Below are 16239 nucleotides of genomic sequence, written 5' to 3'. Positions count from 1 at the left end.
GCGTCGGGCGCACCGGGACCGGGGCCTTCGTACAGTGCTGGGGTGGGCCTCGTCGAGCGGTTGCGCCGGTTCGTGCGCGACGGTGGACGCCTGCTGGCGCGCGAGCTCGGCGCGTTCGGCGTCGTGGGCGTGACCTGCTTCCTCGTCGACCTCGGTCTGTTCCAGCTGCTGTACGCCGCCGTCGGTCTCGGGGCGGTCACCTCGAAGCTGATCGCCGGCCTGGTCGCGACGACGCTGGCCTTCCTCGGCCACCGGTTCTGGTCCTTCTCGGCGCGGGCGCGCACGGGGCTGGGGCGCGAGTACGCGCGGTTCCTCGTGGTCAACGCGGGCACCCTGCTGCTGAGCCTCGCGATCGTGGGAATCGTCCGGTACCCGCTGGGCCAGGACTCGGCGCTGGTGCTCCAGCTGGCGAACGTCGGGGCGATCGCGACCGGGACGCTGATCCGCTGGCTCGTCTACCGGCGCTGGGTCTTCCCGGCGGCCCGGACCTCGCCGACCGCCCCGGTGATGGCATCGGCACGGGGGCCCGCGCCCGGGCAGGCCTCCTAGCTGCCTCGCCGGGTCCGGCGCGACGGATGCGGCTGCCGCTCAGCCGGCCAGCCGGGACCCGTTGCGCCCGGCGACCACCTCGAGCCGCGTGGGGATGCGCGTGCGCAGCTCCTCGAGGTGGCTGATGACGCCGACCGTGCGGCCGCCGCGGCGGAGCTCGTCCAGCACCGTCATCACCGCGTCGAGCGCCTGCACGTCGAGGGTGCCGAAGCCCTCGTCCACGAAAAGGGTGTCGATCCGGACGCCGCCGGTCTCGGCGGTGACCACGTCGGCGAGCCCCAGGGCGAGGGCGAGCGAGGCCATGAAGCTCTCCCCGCCCGAGAGGGTCTTGGTGGGCCGGCGCGCCCCGGTGTACTCGTCGAACACGTCCAGCCCGAGGCCACCGCGGGCACCGTGGCGGCCCTGCGCGTCGCTGTGCAGGAAGGCGTACCGGCCGCCCGACATGTCCAGCAGCCGCCGGCTGGCCACCTCGGCGACCTGCTCCAGGCGTGCGGCCAGCACGAACGACTGCAGCCGCATCCGGCGCGCGTTCGCCCCCCGGCCGTGGGCCAGGTCGGCCAGCGCGGTGACCTGGTCGCTCCAGGCGCGCAGCTCCGCCAGCGTCAGCTCGGCCGCGCTCACCCGCCCCACCAGGTCCTCCAGCGAGCCCGTGCAGCGGCGCGCCTGCTCCAGGTCGGACACCGCCTCCTCCCGCCGGCGGGAGCTGCCGGCGCAGCGGCTCTCGAGCGCCTCGAGGTCGGGGCGGGCGGCGAGGTCCGCGAGCTCCGGCTCGGCCAGCTGGGCCCGCAGGACGGCCACGCGCTGGTCGTGCCCGTCGAGCCGCCGGTCCAGCTCGGCCAGGCGACCGGGTCCGGCCACCGCCGACTCCGCGGCGGGGACGTCGTCGAACCCGGCGGCGCGGGCGCGCTCGTCCGCGCCCCGGCGGGCTGCGTCCGCCTCGGCGCGGGCGCGCAGCTCCTCCGCCTCCGCGGCTAGGACCGCCTCGCACGCCTCCGCGGCCACCGACAGCCGGGCGACCCGGGCGGCCAGGCCGGGGTCGTCCCCCCGCGCGGCGGTCAGCCGCGACGTCAGCTCCGCCAGGCCGGCGGCCAGGGCATCGTGCTCGGCGGTCCGGGCGCGCAGCTCCTCGCGGTCCGCGCCGAGGCGGGCGGCCGCCTCCTCCCGTCGGCCGACCAGCTCCCGCAGGCGGGCCTCGGCCGGGGGGAGCCCCACGGCCAGGCCGGTCGCCGTGCGCACGGCCGCGGTCAGCTCCGTGACCCGGGCCGCCTGCTCCTCCGTCGGCAGCTCACCGGCGCGCGCCCGCAGGCCGGCGAGCTCGCGTTCCGCGGCCTCGAGCCGGCCGGTCGCCGCGGTGAGCTCCACCTCCGCCTCGTCGGCGAGCGCCCGGGCGGCGTCCTCGTCGGCGGCTGTGACGCGCTCGCCGCCCGGTGCGGCCGGGCGCGGGTGCTCGACGGCGCCGCACACCGGGCAGTCGGCACCGTCGGTGAGCCCGGCCGCGAGCTCGGCCGCCATCCCGTCCAGCCTGCGGGCACGCAGGTCCAGCCACCGCTCCCGGGCGTCGGCCCGGACGTCCCGCGCCCGGGCCGCCTCCTCGCGCAGCGCCTGGAGCGTCCCGTCCAGGTCCACCGCCGCGCGCCCGGCGACCAGGGCCGCCTCCGCGGACTCCAGCGACGCACGCAGACCCGGCAGCTCCGCGGCGGCCGCTCGTGCCCGGGTGACCTCCTGCTCCTGCCTGGCGAGCAGCTCCGGGAGGTCGGCGACGTCCTGCTCCCCCGCCGTGCACCGGTCGGTCAGCTCGCTGACCTGCCGGGCGAGCGCGGTGACGGACGCCTCCAGGGCACGGGCGCGGTCGACCTCGGGGAGCAGCGCCCGCGCCTCGGCGGCCCGGTCCCGCAGCTCGCGCGCCGCCACCCCGTCGGCCGGGCGGCCCCCGGCGACCGGCTGCCACGCCGCGACGGCGTCCGCCAGACCGGCGGCGGCGCGCTCGGCCGCACGACCGGCCGCGCGCGCGGCGTCCAGCACGTCCCGCAGCGGTTCGGCCCGGCGGCCGGCGTCGCGCTCGGCCCGCAGGGGTGCGAGCGCCCGCTCCCGCCGCTCGAGGTCGGCGAGCTCACCGACCGCCTGGTCCCGTCGGGCGTGCCGAGCGGCCAGCGCACGGGCCTCTGCGAGCTCGGCGTCCGCGGTGGCCACCTCCGCGGCAGCCGCGTCGGCCCGATCGGTCGCCGACGCGAGCCGCACCCGCGCGGTGGCCCGCACCTCCGCCACCCAGCGGAGCACGCCGCCCCCCGCGCCCGCGCCCACCAGCTCGGGGGCCAGCTCCTCGGGGACCTCGACGTCGGCGGCCTGGGCGACGCGGTCCAGGAGGGTGCCCAGCTGGTGGCGGGCGTCCTCGGTGCGGGCGCGGAGCGCCGTGCGCTCGTCGGCCAGCCACTCCTCGGCGCGGGCGTACCGGTCGACGTCGAACAGCGTGCGGAGCAGCTCGGTGCGGTGCTCAGGCTCGGCCCGCAGGAACCGCGCGAAGTCGCCCTGCGGCAGCAGCACCACCTGGCAGAACTGGTGCACGTCGAGCCCGAGCCGCGTGCGCAGGTGCTCGGAGCCCTCGTCGATACGCGTGCTGACCGGCTCCCACCCGCCGTCGCTGAGCCGGGAGACCACCAGCTTGGCCTGCTCGGTCGCCCAGCCCTCCCCGCGCTTCTTCGGCCGCTGCTGCTCCGGCCGCCGCACGACGCGGAGCCGTTCCTCCCCGAGGGTGAGCTCGCAGCTGACCTCGGTGCGCGTGGCGGCGTCCGCGTGGTCGCTGCGCAGCCGCTTCTCCTCCCCTCGGGCACCGGGGACGCGCCCGTAGAGGGCGAACACGACCCCGTCCAGCAGCGTGGTCTTGCCCGCGCCCGTCGGCCCCCACAGCAGGAAGAGCCCGTCGCGGCCGACCTCGTCGAGGTCGACCTCGACCGTGCCCGCGAAGGGGCCGAACGCCGTCAGGGACAGCCGGTGCAGCCTCATCGGGCCGCCTCCTCGCGGTCGGCGGCGCCGAGCGCCCGGGCCAGCAGCTCCCGCTCGGCCGCGGTGGCCGGGACGCCGCGGACCGCGCTGACGAACTCGCCGGCGACCTCCAGGGCGCTACGGCCCCGCATCCGCTCCTGGTAGCTGCCGCCCCCGGACGACGCCCCGGCCCCCGTCCAGTCCAGGTGCACGCAGTGCGGGAACCGGGTCTGCAACCGGCGCATGGGGTCGGCCGGCCGCGCCGGGTCGGTGAGCCGGGCGGAGACGAAGTGCTGCTCAGCCGCCTCGTGCACCGGGTCGGCGAGCAGCTTCTCCAGCGTGCCGGTGAGCACGCTCAGCGGCCGCGGGGTGGGCAGCGGGACCGGGCGCACACCGGCGACCCCGGCGCTGTCGAGCTCGACGAGCCAGGCCTGCTTCTGCTGCCCGGCCTCGCCGAAGGAGTAGGCCAGCGGTGAGCCGCTGTAGCGCATCCGCGGGGTGAGGGTCTGCGGGCGGTGCAGGTGCCCGAGCGCCACGTAGTCGACGCCGTCGAAGACCGTGCCCGGCACCAGATCGACGCCGCCGACGCAGATGTCCCGCTCGCTGTCGCTGGCCACCCCGCCCCCGACGAAGGCGTGGGCGAGCACCACCGAGCGCACCCCGGGGCGGAGGAAGAGGTCGGCGCGCACCCGGTCCATCGCCTCGCGCAGCACCGCCTCGTGCCCGCGGGCGCCGGGGGTGCCGAGCTCGTGCCGGGCCACCTCGGGCTCCAGGTAGGGGATGCCGTAGACGGCCACCTCGCCGTGCTCGTCGGCCAGCAGGACCGGCTCGTCCAGCCGCGCCGTCGCCGCGCGCACGTGCAGGCCGGCCGCGCTCAGCAGCCCCGAGAACGTGCCGAGCCGCCGCGCCGAGTCGTGGTTGCCGGGGGTGAGCACGACCTGCGCACCGGTGCCCAGCAGCCGGCCGACGACCCGGTCCAGCACCGCCGTGGCGTCGGCGGAGGGCACGGCCCGGTCGTAGACGTCACCGGCGACGACGACGACGTCCACCCGCTCGCTCGCGACGACGGCAGCCAGCCCGCCCAGCACCTCCTCCTGCTCGGCGAGCAGGTCGGTGCCGTGCAGGGTGCGGCCGATGTGCCAGTCGGAGGTGTGCAGCAGCCGCATGGGCGCAGAAGGTAGAGAGGGGGTCCGACAGAACCGCCGAGGCGCGCCGTGACGGACCCGTCACATGCGGTCGCGCGGTCAGAGCACCTCGGTGGACCGCCAGCCGCCCTCCGGGGGCCAGCCGTCCTCGCCGCGGATGTACCCGGCGTTCTCCCGGGCCCGTCGTTCGGCGTCCTCCTCGACCATGACGTTGAGGAGCTGCTGCACCCCGTCGCTGTCGGGGATCTGGTGCAGCACCGTGGGGCCGCCGTCGCCGGCGGTCTCGATGGTCAGCGTGCCGGAGTTGATGATCCGCTCCCACAGCGACTGGGTGTAGGAGACGTCGGTGATGCGGGACAGCCCCAGGTCGCGCCCGCGGCGGGCCAGGATCCCCGCGCGGAACAGCAGCCGGTGCGTCGTCACCACGTAGTGCGTCGTCCGCCAGCGGAACAGGGGGACGACGACGAGGAACAGCAGCAGCACGACGGCGACGCACACGATCGCCAGCCGGTAGATCCCCTGCTGCCGTCCCGGGGGGACCAGGGCGGCACCGAACGACGCCCCGCCGACGACGAGCAGGAAGAACACGACCGGCCAGAAGACCGTCAGCCAGTGCGGGTGCAGGTGGCGGACGACCTCTTCGTCATCGGCGAGCAGCTTGTCCGGGTACGGCACGGGACCAGGATGACGCACCGCGGCACGGTTGCCGGGGTGCGGCGCGGCCCTCGGGATCAGCCGGTCGCGTGCACCGGCCGTGCCCGGTCACCGACCGGGCGGCGGGCCCCCGTCGACGCGTCCTCGGCCGTCCGCGGCCCGAACTTCCGCATGCGCCGGCGAGCCGGCTCCTCGACACGGGTGTAGAGCAGGTGCGCGAGCACCAGCGCCAGCGGTGCGGAGAGCACGACGAGGAGCGATCCTCCCGCCCGCCCGGGACCGAGCAGGGGGACGGAGAGCATGATGGTCCACACGATCTCGAAGACGCAGTAGTGCACGAGGTAGAGCGCGTAGGAGATCCGGCCGCCGTGCACCAGGAGCCGTGAGCCGAGCACCTCGCTGGTGCGCCCGCGGGCCAGGGCCAGGGAACCCACGAGCAGCGGGAAGAGGACGACGACCAGCCCCTGGTAGTCCCCGCCGGTGGCGACTCCCCAGCGGTCGGTCGCGTAGATGCCGACCACGACCAGGAAGCCGGTCACTGCCGCCACCCTGGCCGCCACGGCACCCGATCTCGGGTTCACGCCGAGCCGCTGGACGGCCAGGCAGGTGAGGGCGCCGGCGAGGAACCCCGCCGCGATGCGCGCCAACCACTGGTAGGGGAAGCCCGCGGTGCCGGCCACGAGGTTGTGCACGACGAAGGGCGCGAAGCACAGCAGGGCCAGCGAGCCGGCGGCGATCGCCGGGAGCCGCCGCATGCGCCACAGGACCAGCGCGAGCAGCGGGAAGGCGCAGTAGGCCAGCCACTCGGCGCTGACCGACCAGCCCGGGCCCACGTAGGAGGCGCCGGGAAAGTACGGCCGGTGCCACTGCTGAACCATGAGCAGCTGCTCGGCCAGGTGCGGCAGGGACAGCTGCGGCTGCACCGACTGGAAGGAGGGGTTGTCGTCGAACCAGGCGCGGACCCACAGCCAGGCACCGAAGAGAACGGTCACGAGGGCGAAGGTCGGCCAGATCCGCGTGATGCGGGCCCAGAGGAAGACGTAGGACTTCCGCGCCCCGAAGCCCCGCCCCATGTGCGCCGTGTAGTTGAGCGCGATGACGAACCCGCTGAGCACGAAGAAGAGGTCGACCCCGAGCCACCCCGCCCGCACGAGCGGGGCCAACGGCGCCAGCAGCCCGGTGAAGGTCGGTGCCGGGGCGTAGCTCAGGTGCAGCGCCACGACGACGATCGAGGCGACGAAGCGCAACCCGGTCAGGGCACGGATCTCACCCTTGAGCGGTGACGTCGGCTCCCGACCGAGGTCGGGGATGTCGAGTCGGGGCATCGGATGGGTGTCCGTTCGTGGGTGCGTCAGGTGGTGCATGACGTGCCGCGCACGGCCTGCTGGGAAGCAGCCGGAGTACTCACACCCGGACGAAGGTACCTGTCCGTAACGATTTGCGCACGATCAGCGCATGCGCACGTGTCGCACGTCCCCGCTCGCCAGCTCCACCGTGCCGTCGACCGAGTCGACGACGAGCCGGCCGTCCCAGTCGACCGCGCGCGCCCTCCCGACGAGCGCGGAGCCGTCGGGCATCGTCACCTCCACGGTGCTGCCCACCGTCGAGGACCACGCCAGGTAGTCGCGCGCCAGGCCGGATACCACCGGGTCGCCCAGCGCCTCGACCCAGCCGCGGTAGCGCCGCTCGAAGGCGCGCAGGAAGGCCAGGAGCACCGGGCCGCGGTCGACGGCCCCCCCGGTGACGACCGAGAGGGACGTCCCGGTCTCCGGGAGCTCTGCCGCGGTCGTCGAGACGTTCAGGCCGACCCCGACGACGACGGCCGGACCGCCCGGCCGGGTCACCGCCTCGGCCAGGATCCCGGCGAGCTTCCGCCCGTCGCGCGCGAGCAGGTCGTTCGGCCACTTGACGGTGGCCAGCACCCCGGCGACCTCCCGCACCGACTCGGCGAGGGCCACCCCCGTCAGCAGCGGCAGCCAGCCGCGCCGCGCCGCCGGCACGTCGGGGTGCAGCAGGAAGGAGACCGTCAGGCCGGCCCGCGGCGGGGAGGTCCACGACCGGTCCAGCCGACCGCGTCCGGTGACCTGGTGCTCGGCGACCAGGACGGTGCCCTCAGGGGCGTCGTCCGCCGCCGCAGCGGCCAGGGCGGCGTTGGTCGAGCCGATCTCCTCGACCACCTCGAGCGACCGCCACAGGGCGCTGTCGCGCGTCAGCGCCGACCCCAGGGCCTCGGCGTCCAGTCCCGGGCGTGTGAGATCCGACCATCGGGATGAAGGCATGTCGGGCACTCCCTTACGCTACGGCCCGTGATCGGGACCGCCAGATCACGCCCGAGCACCGTGCCGCCACGGCGGCCGTCGAGCGCCAGCGAGGAGACCGAGACCGCGTGAGTGCCGCCGAACTGGAGAGCGCCGGGGAGCACGTCCCCGACGACGTCGACATCCACACGACCGCAGGGAAGCTCGCCGACTTCGAGCGGCGGGTGCAGGAGGCCGTGCACGCGGGCTCCGAGCGGGCGGTGGAGAAGCAGCACGCCGCGGGCAAGATGACCGCCCGCGAACGAATCGAGGCCCTGCTGGACCCGGGCTCGTTCACCGAGTTCGACGAGTTCGCCCGGCACCGGTCGACCAACTTCGGCATGGCGGAGAAGCGCCCGTTCGGTGACGGCGTCGTCACCGGCTACGGCACCGTCGACGGCCGGCCGGTGGCGATCTTCTCCCAGGACGTCACCGTCTTCGGCGGCAGCCTCGGCGAGGTCTACGGCGAGAAGATCGTCAAGGTCCAGGACTTCGCCATCAAGAACGGCTGCCCGGTCGTCGGCATCAACGAGGGTGGCGGCGCGCGCATCCAGGAGGGCGTGGTCTCCCTCGGCCTCTACGGCGAGATCTTCCAGCGGAACGTGCACGCCTCCGGCGTCATCCCGCAGATCTCGCTGGTGATGGGCCCGGCTGCGGGCGGGCACGTCTACTCCCCCGCTCTCACCGACTTCATCGTGATGGTCGACAAGACCAGCCAGATGTTCATCACCGGTCCCGACGTCGTGAAGACGGTGACCGGCGAGGATGTCACCCTCGAGGAGCTCGGCGGCGCGCGGACGCACAACACCAGGTCCGGTGTCGCCCACTACCTGGCCGAGGACGAGAACGACGCCCTGGACTACGTGAAGGCGCTGCTCTCCTACCTGCCGAGCAACAACCTCGACCCGCTGCCGGTGGTCGAGATGGCGCCCGTCGAGACCGTCCTCCCGGACGCGCTGACCGACGAGGACCGCGAGCTCGACACGTTCGTCCCGGACTCGGCGAACACGCCCTACGACATGCACACCGTCATCGAGCACGTGCTCGACGACGGCGAGTTCCTCGAGGTGCAGCCGCTGTTCGCGCCGAACATCCTCATCGGCTTCGGCCGCGTCGAGGGCCGCCCGGTCGGCGTCGTGGCCAACCAGCCCACCCAGTTCGCCGGCACGCTGGACATCGACGCCAGCGAGAAGGCCGCCCGCTTTGTGCGCACCTGCGACGCCTTCAACATCCCGGTGCTGACCTTCGTCGACGTGCCCGGCTTCCTGCCCGGGACGTCGCAGGAGTGGGAGGGCATCATCCGGCGCGGGGCGAAGCTGATCTACGCCTACGCCGAGGCCACCGTCCCGAAGGTCACGGTCATCACCCGCAAGGCCTACGGCGGTGCTTACGACGTCATGGGCTCCAAGCACCTGGGCGCCGACGTCAACCTCGCCTGGCCGACCGCGCAGATCGCCGTGGTCGGCGCGCAGGGCGCGGTCGGCATCCTCTACCGCAAGGAGCTGGCCGCGGCCGAGGACCCGGACGCCAAGCGCGCGGAGCTGATCGCCGAGTACGAGGACACGCTCGCCAACCCCTACGTCGCCGCGGACCGCGGGTACGTCGACGCGGTCATCCCGCCGTCGCACACCCGCGTCCAGGTCACCAAGGCGCTGCGGGTGCTGGCCAACAAGCGGCAGACCCTGCCGCCCAAGAAGCACGGGAACATCCCGCTGTGACCGAGGCAACCGCACCCCTGCTGCGGGTGGTGAAGGGCGAGCCCTCCGCCGAGGAGCTGGCGGCGCTCACCGTCGTCGTCGCCGCCCTGTCGCAGCGCCGGCCCCGCCGCCGGGTCGTCCCGGTGGGTGCCTGGGCGTCGTACGGCGACGCGCACCGCGGCGGGCTCCGCCCCGGCCCTGGTGGCTGGCGTGCCGCGGGCAGGTTCGCGTGACCGCCGGACGCCGGCTGGTGCTGGCCTCCGCGTCGCCGGCCCGGCTCTCCCTGCTCCGGCAGGCCGGGCTCTCGCCCGAGGTCGTGGTCAGCGAGGTCGACGAGTCGGCGCACACGGCTCCGCGCGTGGCCGAGCAGGTCGCCGTCCTGGCGGCCGCGAAGGCCGCGGCGGTCGCCAGGCGCGAGAGGGACGCGCTCGTCATCGGCGCGGACTCCCTGCTGGAGTTCGGCGGCAAGCCGCAGGGCAAGCCCGCGGACGCGGCAGAGGCCCGGGACCGCTGGCGCCGGATGGCCGGGCGCTCGGGCATCCTGCACACCGGCCAGGCGCTGTTCGACGTCCAGGACGGCGCGGTCGTCAGCCGGGACATCGCCGTGGCGTCCACCGTCGTCTACTTCGCGGAGCCGACCCCGGCGGAGGTCGAGGCGTACCTCGCGACCGGGGAGCCGCTGGCGGTGGCGGGCGCGTTCACCCTCGACGGGCTCGGCGCTCCCTTCGTGCGCCGGGTCGAGGGCGACCCGGCCGCCGTGGTGGGGCTGTCGCTGACGGTCCTGCGCACCCAGCTCGGCAAGCGCGGCCTGACGATCACCGACCTCTGGCGCCGCTGAGCGTCCCGCCGATCCACCGACCGCGCCCGGCGCGGTACCCGACAAGAGTTCGACCGGCCCACAGAAGAGGGAGAGCACCGGTGCAGAAGGTCCTCATCGCCAACCGCGGCGAGATCGCGGTCCGCGTGGCCCGCGCGTGCAAGGACGCGGGTCTGACCAGCGTGGCGGTCTACGCCGAACCCGACCGGGACGCGCTGCACGTGCGCGTCGCCGACGAGGCGTTCGCCCTGGGCGGCACGACGCCCGGTGACTCCTACCTGGTGATCGACAAGATCCTCGACGCGGCGAAGCAGTCCGGCGCGGACGCCATCCACCCCGGCTACGGCTTCCTCTCGGAGAACGCCGACTTCGCCCAGGCGGTCCTCGACGCAGGCCTGACCTGGATCGGCCCCTCCCCGCAGGCGATCATCGACCTCGGCGACAAGGTCGCCGCGCGGCACATCGCCACCAAGGCCGGCGCACCTCTGGTCCCCGGCACCAAGGACCCGGTCGGCGGCGCCGACGAGGTCGTGGCCTTCGCCGAGGAGCACGGGCTGCCGGTGGCGATCAAGGCCGCCTTCGGTGGAGGCGGTCGCGGCCTCAAGGTGGCCCGCACCATCGAGGAGATCCCCGAGCTGTTCGACTCCGCGGTCCGCGAGGCCGTCGCCGCCTTCGGCCGCGGCGAGTGCTTCGTCGAGCGGTTCCTGGACAAGCCCCGGCACGTCGAGGCCCAGGTGCTCGCCGACACCCACGGCAACGTGATAGTCGTCGGCACCCGCGACTGCTCGCTCCAGCGGCGCAACCAGAAGCTGGTCGAGGAGGCTCCCGCGCCCTTCCTCACCGACGAGCAGCGGGCCCGCATCCACGAGTCGGCGAAGGCGATCTGCAAGGAGGCCGGGTACCACGGCGCCGGCACCGTCGAGTACCTCGTCGGCACCGACGGCTCGATCTCCTTCCTCGAGGTCAACACCCGCCTCCAGGTGGAGCACCCGGTGTCGGAGGAGACCAGCGGCATCGACCTGGTCCGCCAGCAGTTCCGCATCGCCGAGGGCCTCCCGCTGGAGATCACCGAGGACCCGGAGCCCCGCGGCCACAGCATCGAGTTCCGCATCAACGCCGAGGATGCCGGCCGCAACTTCATGCCGGCGCCCGGTCCGGTGAACCGCCTGGAGATCCCGCAGGGGCCGGGCGTGCGCTGGGACTCCGGCGTCGAGACCGGTGGCGAGGTCGCCGGGGCGTTCGACTCGATGCTCGCCAAGCTGATCGTCACCGGCGCCACCCGCGAGGAGGCGCTGCAGCGCGCCCGCCGGGCGCTGGACGAGCTCGTCGTCGAGGGCATGCCCACGGTCATCCCCTTCCACCGCGCCGTCGTCCGCGACGGGGCGTTCACCAGCGAGCCGTTCACCGTGCACACCCGCTGGATCGAGACCGAGTGGGACAACCAGGTCGCGCCCTACGCAGCCGCCCCGGCCGGTCAGGACGAGGACGCGCCGCGGCAGACCGTCGTCGTTGAGGTCGGCGGCCGCCGGCTCGAGGTGTCGCTGCCCGCAGGGCTCGCCGCCGGCGGTGGCGGCTTGGCCCCGGCTGCGGCCGCCAAGCCCCGCAAACGGGGCGGCGGGGGCGGTGGCTCGGCCGCCTCGGGCGACTCCCTCACCTCGCCGATGCAGGGGACCATCGTCAAGGTCGCCGTCGAGGAGGGCGCCACCGTCGAGGCCGGTGACCTGGTCGTCGTGCTCGAGGCGATGAAGATGGAGCAGCCGATCACCGCGCACAAGGCCGGCACGGTCACCGGGCTGTCGGCCGAGGTCGGCGCCTCGGTCACCAGCGGGGCCGTCATCTGCACCATCGCCGACGCCGCGGAGTAGCCGCAGCCGCAGGGCGCGAGGGCCCGTCCCCGGTCTCCCGGGGAGGGGCCCTCGCGACGTCCCGGATCAGGTGTGCAGCGTCCCTCCCTGGAACCGCTGGTAGCACCCGGGGCGGTCCGGCACGCACACGACGTCGGAGACCGGGTAACCCAGCAGCCCCGCCTCGTACCCCAGGGCCGCCCACCTCCCCCACAACGCGCCCTCGACGATCCAGGCGCCGCTGCTGCCGGACCAGTAGACGCCCCCGCCCTGGTAGATCTGGTAGCAGCCGCCACCGCGCAGCCCGCACGTCACGTCGGTCGTCGGGTATCCCAGCCGGCCGCTCTCGTAGCCCGTCGCCGCCCAGCGGTCCCACAGGTAGCCGCTGACCGCGCGGGCGCCCGTGGCCGACGACCAGTACAGGGCACCCCGCTGGTAGAGCTGGTAGCACCCGCCGTCCCGCAGCCCGCAGCGCACGTCACTGGCCGGGTAGCCCAGCCAGCCGCCCTCGTAGCCCAGCGACGCCCACCGCGACCACAGGAACCCGCTCACCGCGCGGGCACCCGTGGCCGACGACCAGTAGAGCGCCCCACCCTGGTAGAGCTGGTAGCACCCGCTGTCCTGCAGCCCGCAGCGCACGTCACTGGCCGGGTAGCCCAGCCAGCCGCCCTCGTAGCCCAGCGACGCCCACCGCGACCACAGGAACCCGCTGACCGCCTTCGCCCCGGTCGCGGGCGACCAGTACAGCGCGCCGCCCTGGAACACCTGGTAGCAGCCGCCGTTCCGGAGGCCGCACGCGACGTCACCGACCGGGTAGCGCAGCCACCCGCCCTCGTGACCCAGCGACCCCCACCGCGCCCCGATGTCGCCCTCCACGATCCGGGCCCCGGTGACCGGCGACCAGTAGATCGAGCCGCCCTGGTAGGTGCGCAGGCAGCCGCCGTCGCGCAGGCCGCACCGCTCCTCGGAGAGGGCCGCCCCGAGCCGGCTGCTCTCCCCGCCCAGCGCCGCGTACCTCACCGCGATCGGGCTGTCAGCGACCGGCCCGTCCGCCGCCGTGCGCACGGTGATGGTCGCCCCCGTCGACGAGGCGCCGGTGACGTCGACGGTGAGCCCCTCACCGAGGTGCATCCGGTTCCCGACCGGCAGGACCGTCCCCTGGTCGGCGTCCCACCCCGCCTGCGCCGACGGGGTGCCATCCAGCAGCTGGGAGGTATCGCTGGTGGGCCCGGGGCCGTCGCGGCGGACGAGGACCCCCGGCTGCAGGCCGTAGTTGGCGCCGGGGTCGGACAGCCAGGTGTCGCGGCCCGTGGCGGTGCGGTACTCGACCCAGTAGCGCGTGGTGCCCGTGGTCAGCACGAGCACGCGCAACCCGCTGCGGCCGCCCATCGGGGCGAGCGTGAAGGTGCCGCCGGCGCCGGTGGCGGAGACCGAGCGCTGCGCCGCCGACGGCAGCAGGCCCAGGCGGGCGGCGTGCGGGGCGTTCAGCGTCCCGACCAGGTGCCACGAGATGCCCATGACGTCGTACATGTCGTCGTACTCGACGGTCCGGCACGGCGCGACCTCCGGGGTGCCGTCGCACTGGACCGCCGACGAGTGCCCGAGACCGAAGTTGTGCCCCAGCTCGTGGGCGAGCACCGAGGTGGTGATGGCCTGGGCGTACACCCGGCCGCCGCTGCCGATGCCTGAGCCGATCGTGCCCAGACCGTAGCCGCAGCCGGGAGTACCGGAGGGCACGTAGAGCAGCAGGTGCCTGCCCGCCCCGGCCGTCCAGCCGACCGCGGCGCCCGCCTCCCGCCACAGCTCGAGCGGGGTGGCGCAGCCGGCCGTCGTGGTGATCCAGTCGTGGCTGCCGGTCACCGCCACGGTGACCGCGCCGTCGCTCTGCTCCTGCCAGAACTGCCGGACCGGGCCGTCGACGGCGGCGATGACGTCGGACAGCAGCCTGCCGTCGCGCGGCGCACCGCCGGGCTGCACCATCACCACGGTGACGCCGTTGGTGTGCGGCACGGTGCTCGCCGCCGGCTCCGCCGCGGCGACGACCTCGGCGGTGACCACCTCGCGGGCCGGCTCGAGGCCCTGCTCCACGGTGGCCTCGTCGCGGACCTCGCCCCCGACGGTCACCTCGACGGTCGCGCCGACCTCGATGTCTCCCACGTCCTCCGTGGGGACGCGGACCGACCCGCCGTCGGCGACGTCGATCCAGCTCAGCACCCCCGGCTCCTGGGCCGCGTGGCCGTCCTGCCCGCCGTCCCCGTGCGCGTCGTGCGGCCCGGGGTCCGTGTAGGCCTGGACCAGCTCGCCGACGATGGTCGCGCCGGCGGGCGCCGCGTCGTCCTGCGCCCGCGTCGCCGGCGCCGCGGCCACGGTGAGGGCCACCGCACCCACGGCGACCAGGACGGACGCCCGCAGGGGTCGGGAACGGGGGGTGAGGCGCACGTGCTCTCCTGGGCCGAGGGGACTACCCCCAGTGCATCGGCCGGAGCCGGGCGGAACTGAACCCGTCGGCCGACCCCGTCACCCGCGGAGGCGGTGCCGGCGCAGCACCCGCACGAGCAGCAGGGCCGACCCGCCCAGCACCGTCCCGGCGACCGGCACCAGCAGGCCGCCGGCCGAGCTGGAGGTGTCGGCGGCCGGCTCCAGGGACAGGGTGGGCCGGGGCACCGCGATGTGGACCACCGGGGCCGGCGCCGGCGCCGGCTCGCCCGCCTCCTCCGCTGCCACGCCGTTCCCCTGGGGGGCGTCCGCGCCCGGCGCGACCGGCGCGCCGCGCCCGGGGGCGCTCCCGCCGCCGGAGCCGGGGTCCACCGCGGCGGCGGCCGTCGCGAGCCGGGCCGCCGGGACCACCTCCAGCACCGCCCCGCTGCCGTCGACGCTGCGCACGGTGACCGTGAAGTCACCCCCGGACAGCGGGATCGCGACGCCGGCAGGCAGCGCGAACTGGAGGTCGGCCTCCCAGCGGCCGGCCGGGCCGGGCGTCCCGTCCAGCAGCAGCGAGGTGTCGGGGAACTGACCCGTCCGGCGCAGCAGCACCCCCACGTCGAGGCGGTAGACGTTGTCGCGGGTGCCGAGCCAGGCGTCGCGCCCCGTGGCGGCGCGGTACTCGAGCCAGTAGGCGACCCCCTCGGCGTCCACCAGCCGGAGCGCCCGCAGGCCGGTGCCGCCGGCCAGCGGCGACAGGGTGACGCTCGTGGCGCCCTCCCCCACCGAGACGGTGCGCTGGGCGTCGCCGGGCAGCCCCCCGAGCGCGGCGGCCTGGACGGCGTTCAACGACCCGAGCTGGGCCCAGGAGGCGCCCATCACGTCGTAGTAGTCGCGGTAGCCGGCGGTGCGGCAGGAGCCGCCCTCCACCGCGCCGTCGCACTGCTCCCCCGAGGAGTGGCCGAGACCGAAGTTGTGCCCGAGCTCGTGGGCGATCACCGAGGCTCCGCCGTCGCGGACGTAGAGGCGGCCACCCGACGCGGGCGACGCGCCGACCTGGGCCAGGGCGTACGAGCAGGCCGGCTGTCCGGCGGCCTCGCCGCTCAGCCGGAGCACCAGGTGCCTGCCGGGGCCGGCGGTGAACCCGACGGCCGCGGCGACCTCGTCCCACAGCGCCTGGGGGTCCGCGCAGCCGGCCGTCGTGCTCAGCCAGTCGTGCCGGGCCGTGACCCCGAGGGCGACCGCTCCACCCGTCTGCTCCGACCAGAACCGGGCGACCGGGCCGTCGACCGTCGCGACGACGTCGCGCAGCCGCGTGCCGTCCGGGTTCGTCCCTGCCGGTGCCACCATGACGACGGTCACCTCGTTGGTGAGGCCGCTCTGCGGTGCGGGCTGCGGCTCCGGCGCGGGAGCCGGCGGCGGGGCGAGGACGTCGCTCTCCAGCACCGTGCGGGCCGGGTCGTGGCCGTCGGCGCTCGCCTCGTCCTCGACGGCCCGGCCGACGGTCAGCTCGACCGTGGCACCGGCCGGGACGTCGGCCACCTGCTCGGCCGGGACGCGCACCGCTCCCTCGGCCGTGGCGACCCAGCTCAGCCGGGTGGCGTCGTCGGCCCCCTCGGCGTGGTGCCCCTCGGCACCCTCCGCCCAGACGTGCACGAGCTCCCCGCGGACCGTGGCCGCGGCCCCACTGTCCGCGACGGCCACCGCGGGCACCGCGACCACGCCGAGCGCGGCGGCGAGCACGGCACCGGCCAGTCCGAGCGGGCGGGCTTGACGACGGCGGCCGCGGGGACGACGGAGGTCGTGGTCAGGAGACATCGACTCCTGACTCGGCGG

12 protein-coding genes are annotated in these 16239 nt (G+C 75.3%); 5 read left to right on the top strand and 7 right to left on the bottom strand.

Features of this window, described 5'->3' with window-relative positions:
* Positions 1-42 precede the first annotated feature (42 nt).
* Positions 43-549, top strand: coding sequence for a GtrA family protein (locus ACI79W_RS02405; protein ID WP_456560474.1), 507 nt, complete (start codon positions 43-45; stop codon positions 547-549).
* Positions 550-588: 39 nt separating this feature from the next.
* On the opposite strand, the gene ACI79W_RS02400 is transcribed toward ACI79W_RS02405, so the two are convergent.
* The 5 genes from ACI79W_RS02400 to ACI79W_RS02380 form a co-directional block, all read right to left on the bottom strand.
* The gene (locus ACI79W_RS02400) at positions 589-3549 is read right to left on the bottom strand and encodes an AAA family ATPase (RefSeq protein ID WP_456560473.1); all 2961 of its coding nucleotides are present in this window, start codon (positions 3547-3549) and stop codon (positions 589-591) included.
* Positions 3546-4694 carry an exonuclease SbcCD subunit D gene (locus tag ACI79W_RS02395; protein ID WP_456560472.1) on the bottom strand — a complete coding sequence of 383 codons (1149 nt, stop codon included), beginning with the start codon at positions 4692-4694 and terminating at the stop codon, positions 3546-3548. Before ACI79W_RS02395 ends, ACI79W_RS02400 begins: the two co-directional genes overlap by 4 nt.
* A 78-nt stretch (positions 4695-4772) precedes the next feature.
* The gene (locus tag ACI79W_RS02390; RefSeq protein WP_456560471.1) at positions 4773-5348 is read right to left on the bottom strand and encodes a PH domain-containing protein; all 576 of its coding nucleotides are present in this window, start codon (positions 5346-5348) and stop codon (positions 4773-4775) included.
* A 56-nt stretch (positions 5349-5404) separates the two neighbouring features.
* A complete protein-coding gene (locus ACI79W_RS02385; RefSeq protein WP_456560470.1) occupies positions 5405-6652 on the bottom strand; it encodes an acyltransferase family protein in 1248 nt (415 codons plus the stop codon).
* Between the two features lie 123 nt (positions 6653-6775).
* Positions 6776-7606 (bottom strand): biotin--[acetyl-CoA-carboxylase] ligase, encoded by an 831-nt coding sequence (locus ACI79W_RS02380; protein WP_456560469.1) that lies wholly within the window; start codon positions 7604-7606, stop codon positions 6776-6778.
* A gap of 107 nt (positions 7607-7713) precedes the next feature.
* On the opposite strand from ACI79W_RS02380, the gene ACI79W_RS02375 reads away from it, so the two are divergent.
* The 4 genes from ACI79W_RS02375 (at position 7714) to ACI79W_RS02360 (ending at position 12003) form a co-directional block, all read left to right on the top strand.
* A complete protein-coding gene (locus ACI79W_RS02375; protein WP_456560468.1) occupies positions 7714-9342 on the top strand; it encodes an acyl-CoA carboxylase subunit beta in 1629 nt (542 codons plus the stop codon).
* Positions 9339-9554 carry an acyl-CoA carboxylase subunit epsilon gene (locus tag ACI79W_RS02370; protein ID WP_456560467.1) on the top strand — a complete coding sequence of 72 codons (216 nt, stop codon included), beginning with the start codon at positions 9339-9341 and terminating at the stop codon, positions 9552-9554. Before ACI79W_RS02375 ends, ACI79W_RS02370 begins: the two co-directional genes overlap by 4 nt.
* Positions 9551-10159, top strand: a complete 609-nt coding sequence (locus ACI79W_RS02365; protein ID WP_456560466.1) for a Maf family protein — start codon at positions 9551-9553, stop codon at positions 10157-10159. Before ACI79W_RS02370 ends, ACI79W_RS02365 begins: the two co-directional genes overlap by 4 nt.
* A gap of 80 nt (positions 10160-10239) precedes the next feature.
* Entirely contained in the window at positions 10240-12003 is a 1764-nt protein-coding gene (locus ACI79W_RS02360) for an acetyl/propionyl/methylcrotonyl-CoA carboxylase subunit alpha (RefSeq protein WP_456560465.1), read from the top strand.
* A gap of 66 nt (positions 12004-12069) precedes the next feature.
* On the opposite strand, the gene ACI79W_RS02355 is transcribed toward ACI79W_RS02360, so the two are convergent.
* Together ACI79W_RS02355 and ACI79W_RS02350 are read right to left on the bottom strand one after the other, a co-directional pair.
* Positions 12070-14421 carry a reprolysin-like metallopeptidase gene (locus ACI79W_RS02355; protein WP_456560464.1) on the bottom strand — a complete coding sequence of 784 codons (2352 nt, stop codon included), beginning with the start codon at positions 14419-14421 and terminating at the stop codon, positions 12070-12072.
* 78 nt (positions 14422-14499) lie between these two features.
* Positions 14500-16221: a reprolysin-like metallopeptidase gene (locus ACI79W_RS02350; protein WP_456560463.1), complete on the bottom strand. Its 1722-nt coding sequence runs from the start codon at positions 16219-16221 to the stop codon at positions 14500-14502.
* Positions 16222-16239: the final 18 nt, after the last annotated feature.

This window comes from Blastococcus sp. SYSU DS0533 (assembly GCF_054050775.1).
The sequence above is the reverse complement of the archived record's forward strand: the minus strand, read 5'-3'. Positions and strand labels throughout refer to the sequence as shown.

Excerpts from the sequence above, each read along its gene's own strand:
- ACI79W_RS02400 (WP_456560473.1), bottom strand. The coding sequence starts at position 3,549 with ATGAGGCTGCACCGGCTGTCCCTGACGGCGTTCGGCCCCTTCGCGGGC.
- ACI79W_RS02395 (WP_456560472.1), bottom strand. The coding sequence starts at position 4,694 with ATGCGGCTGCTGCACACCTCCGACTGGCACATCGGCCGCACCCTGCAC.
- ACI79W_RS02385 (WP_456560470.1), bottom strand. The coding sequence starts at position 6,652 with ATGCCCCGACTCGACATCCCCGACCTCGGTCGGGAGCCGACGTCACCG.
- ACI79W_RS02380 (WP_456560469.1), bottom strand. The coding sequence starts at position 7,606 with ATGCCTTCATCCCGATGGTCGGATCTCACACGCCCGGGACTGGACGCC.
- ACI79W_RS02350 (WP_456560463.1), bottom strand. The coding sequence starts at position 16,221 with ATGTCTCCTGACCACGACCTCCGTCGTCCCCGCGGCCGCCGTCGTCAA.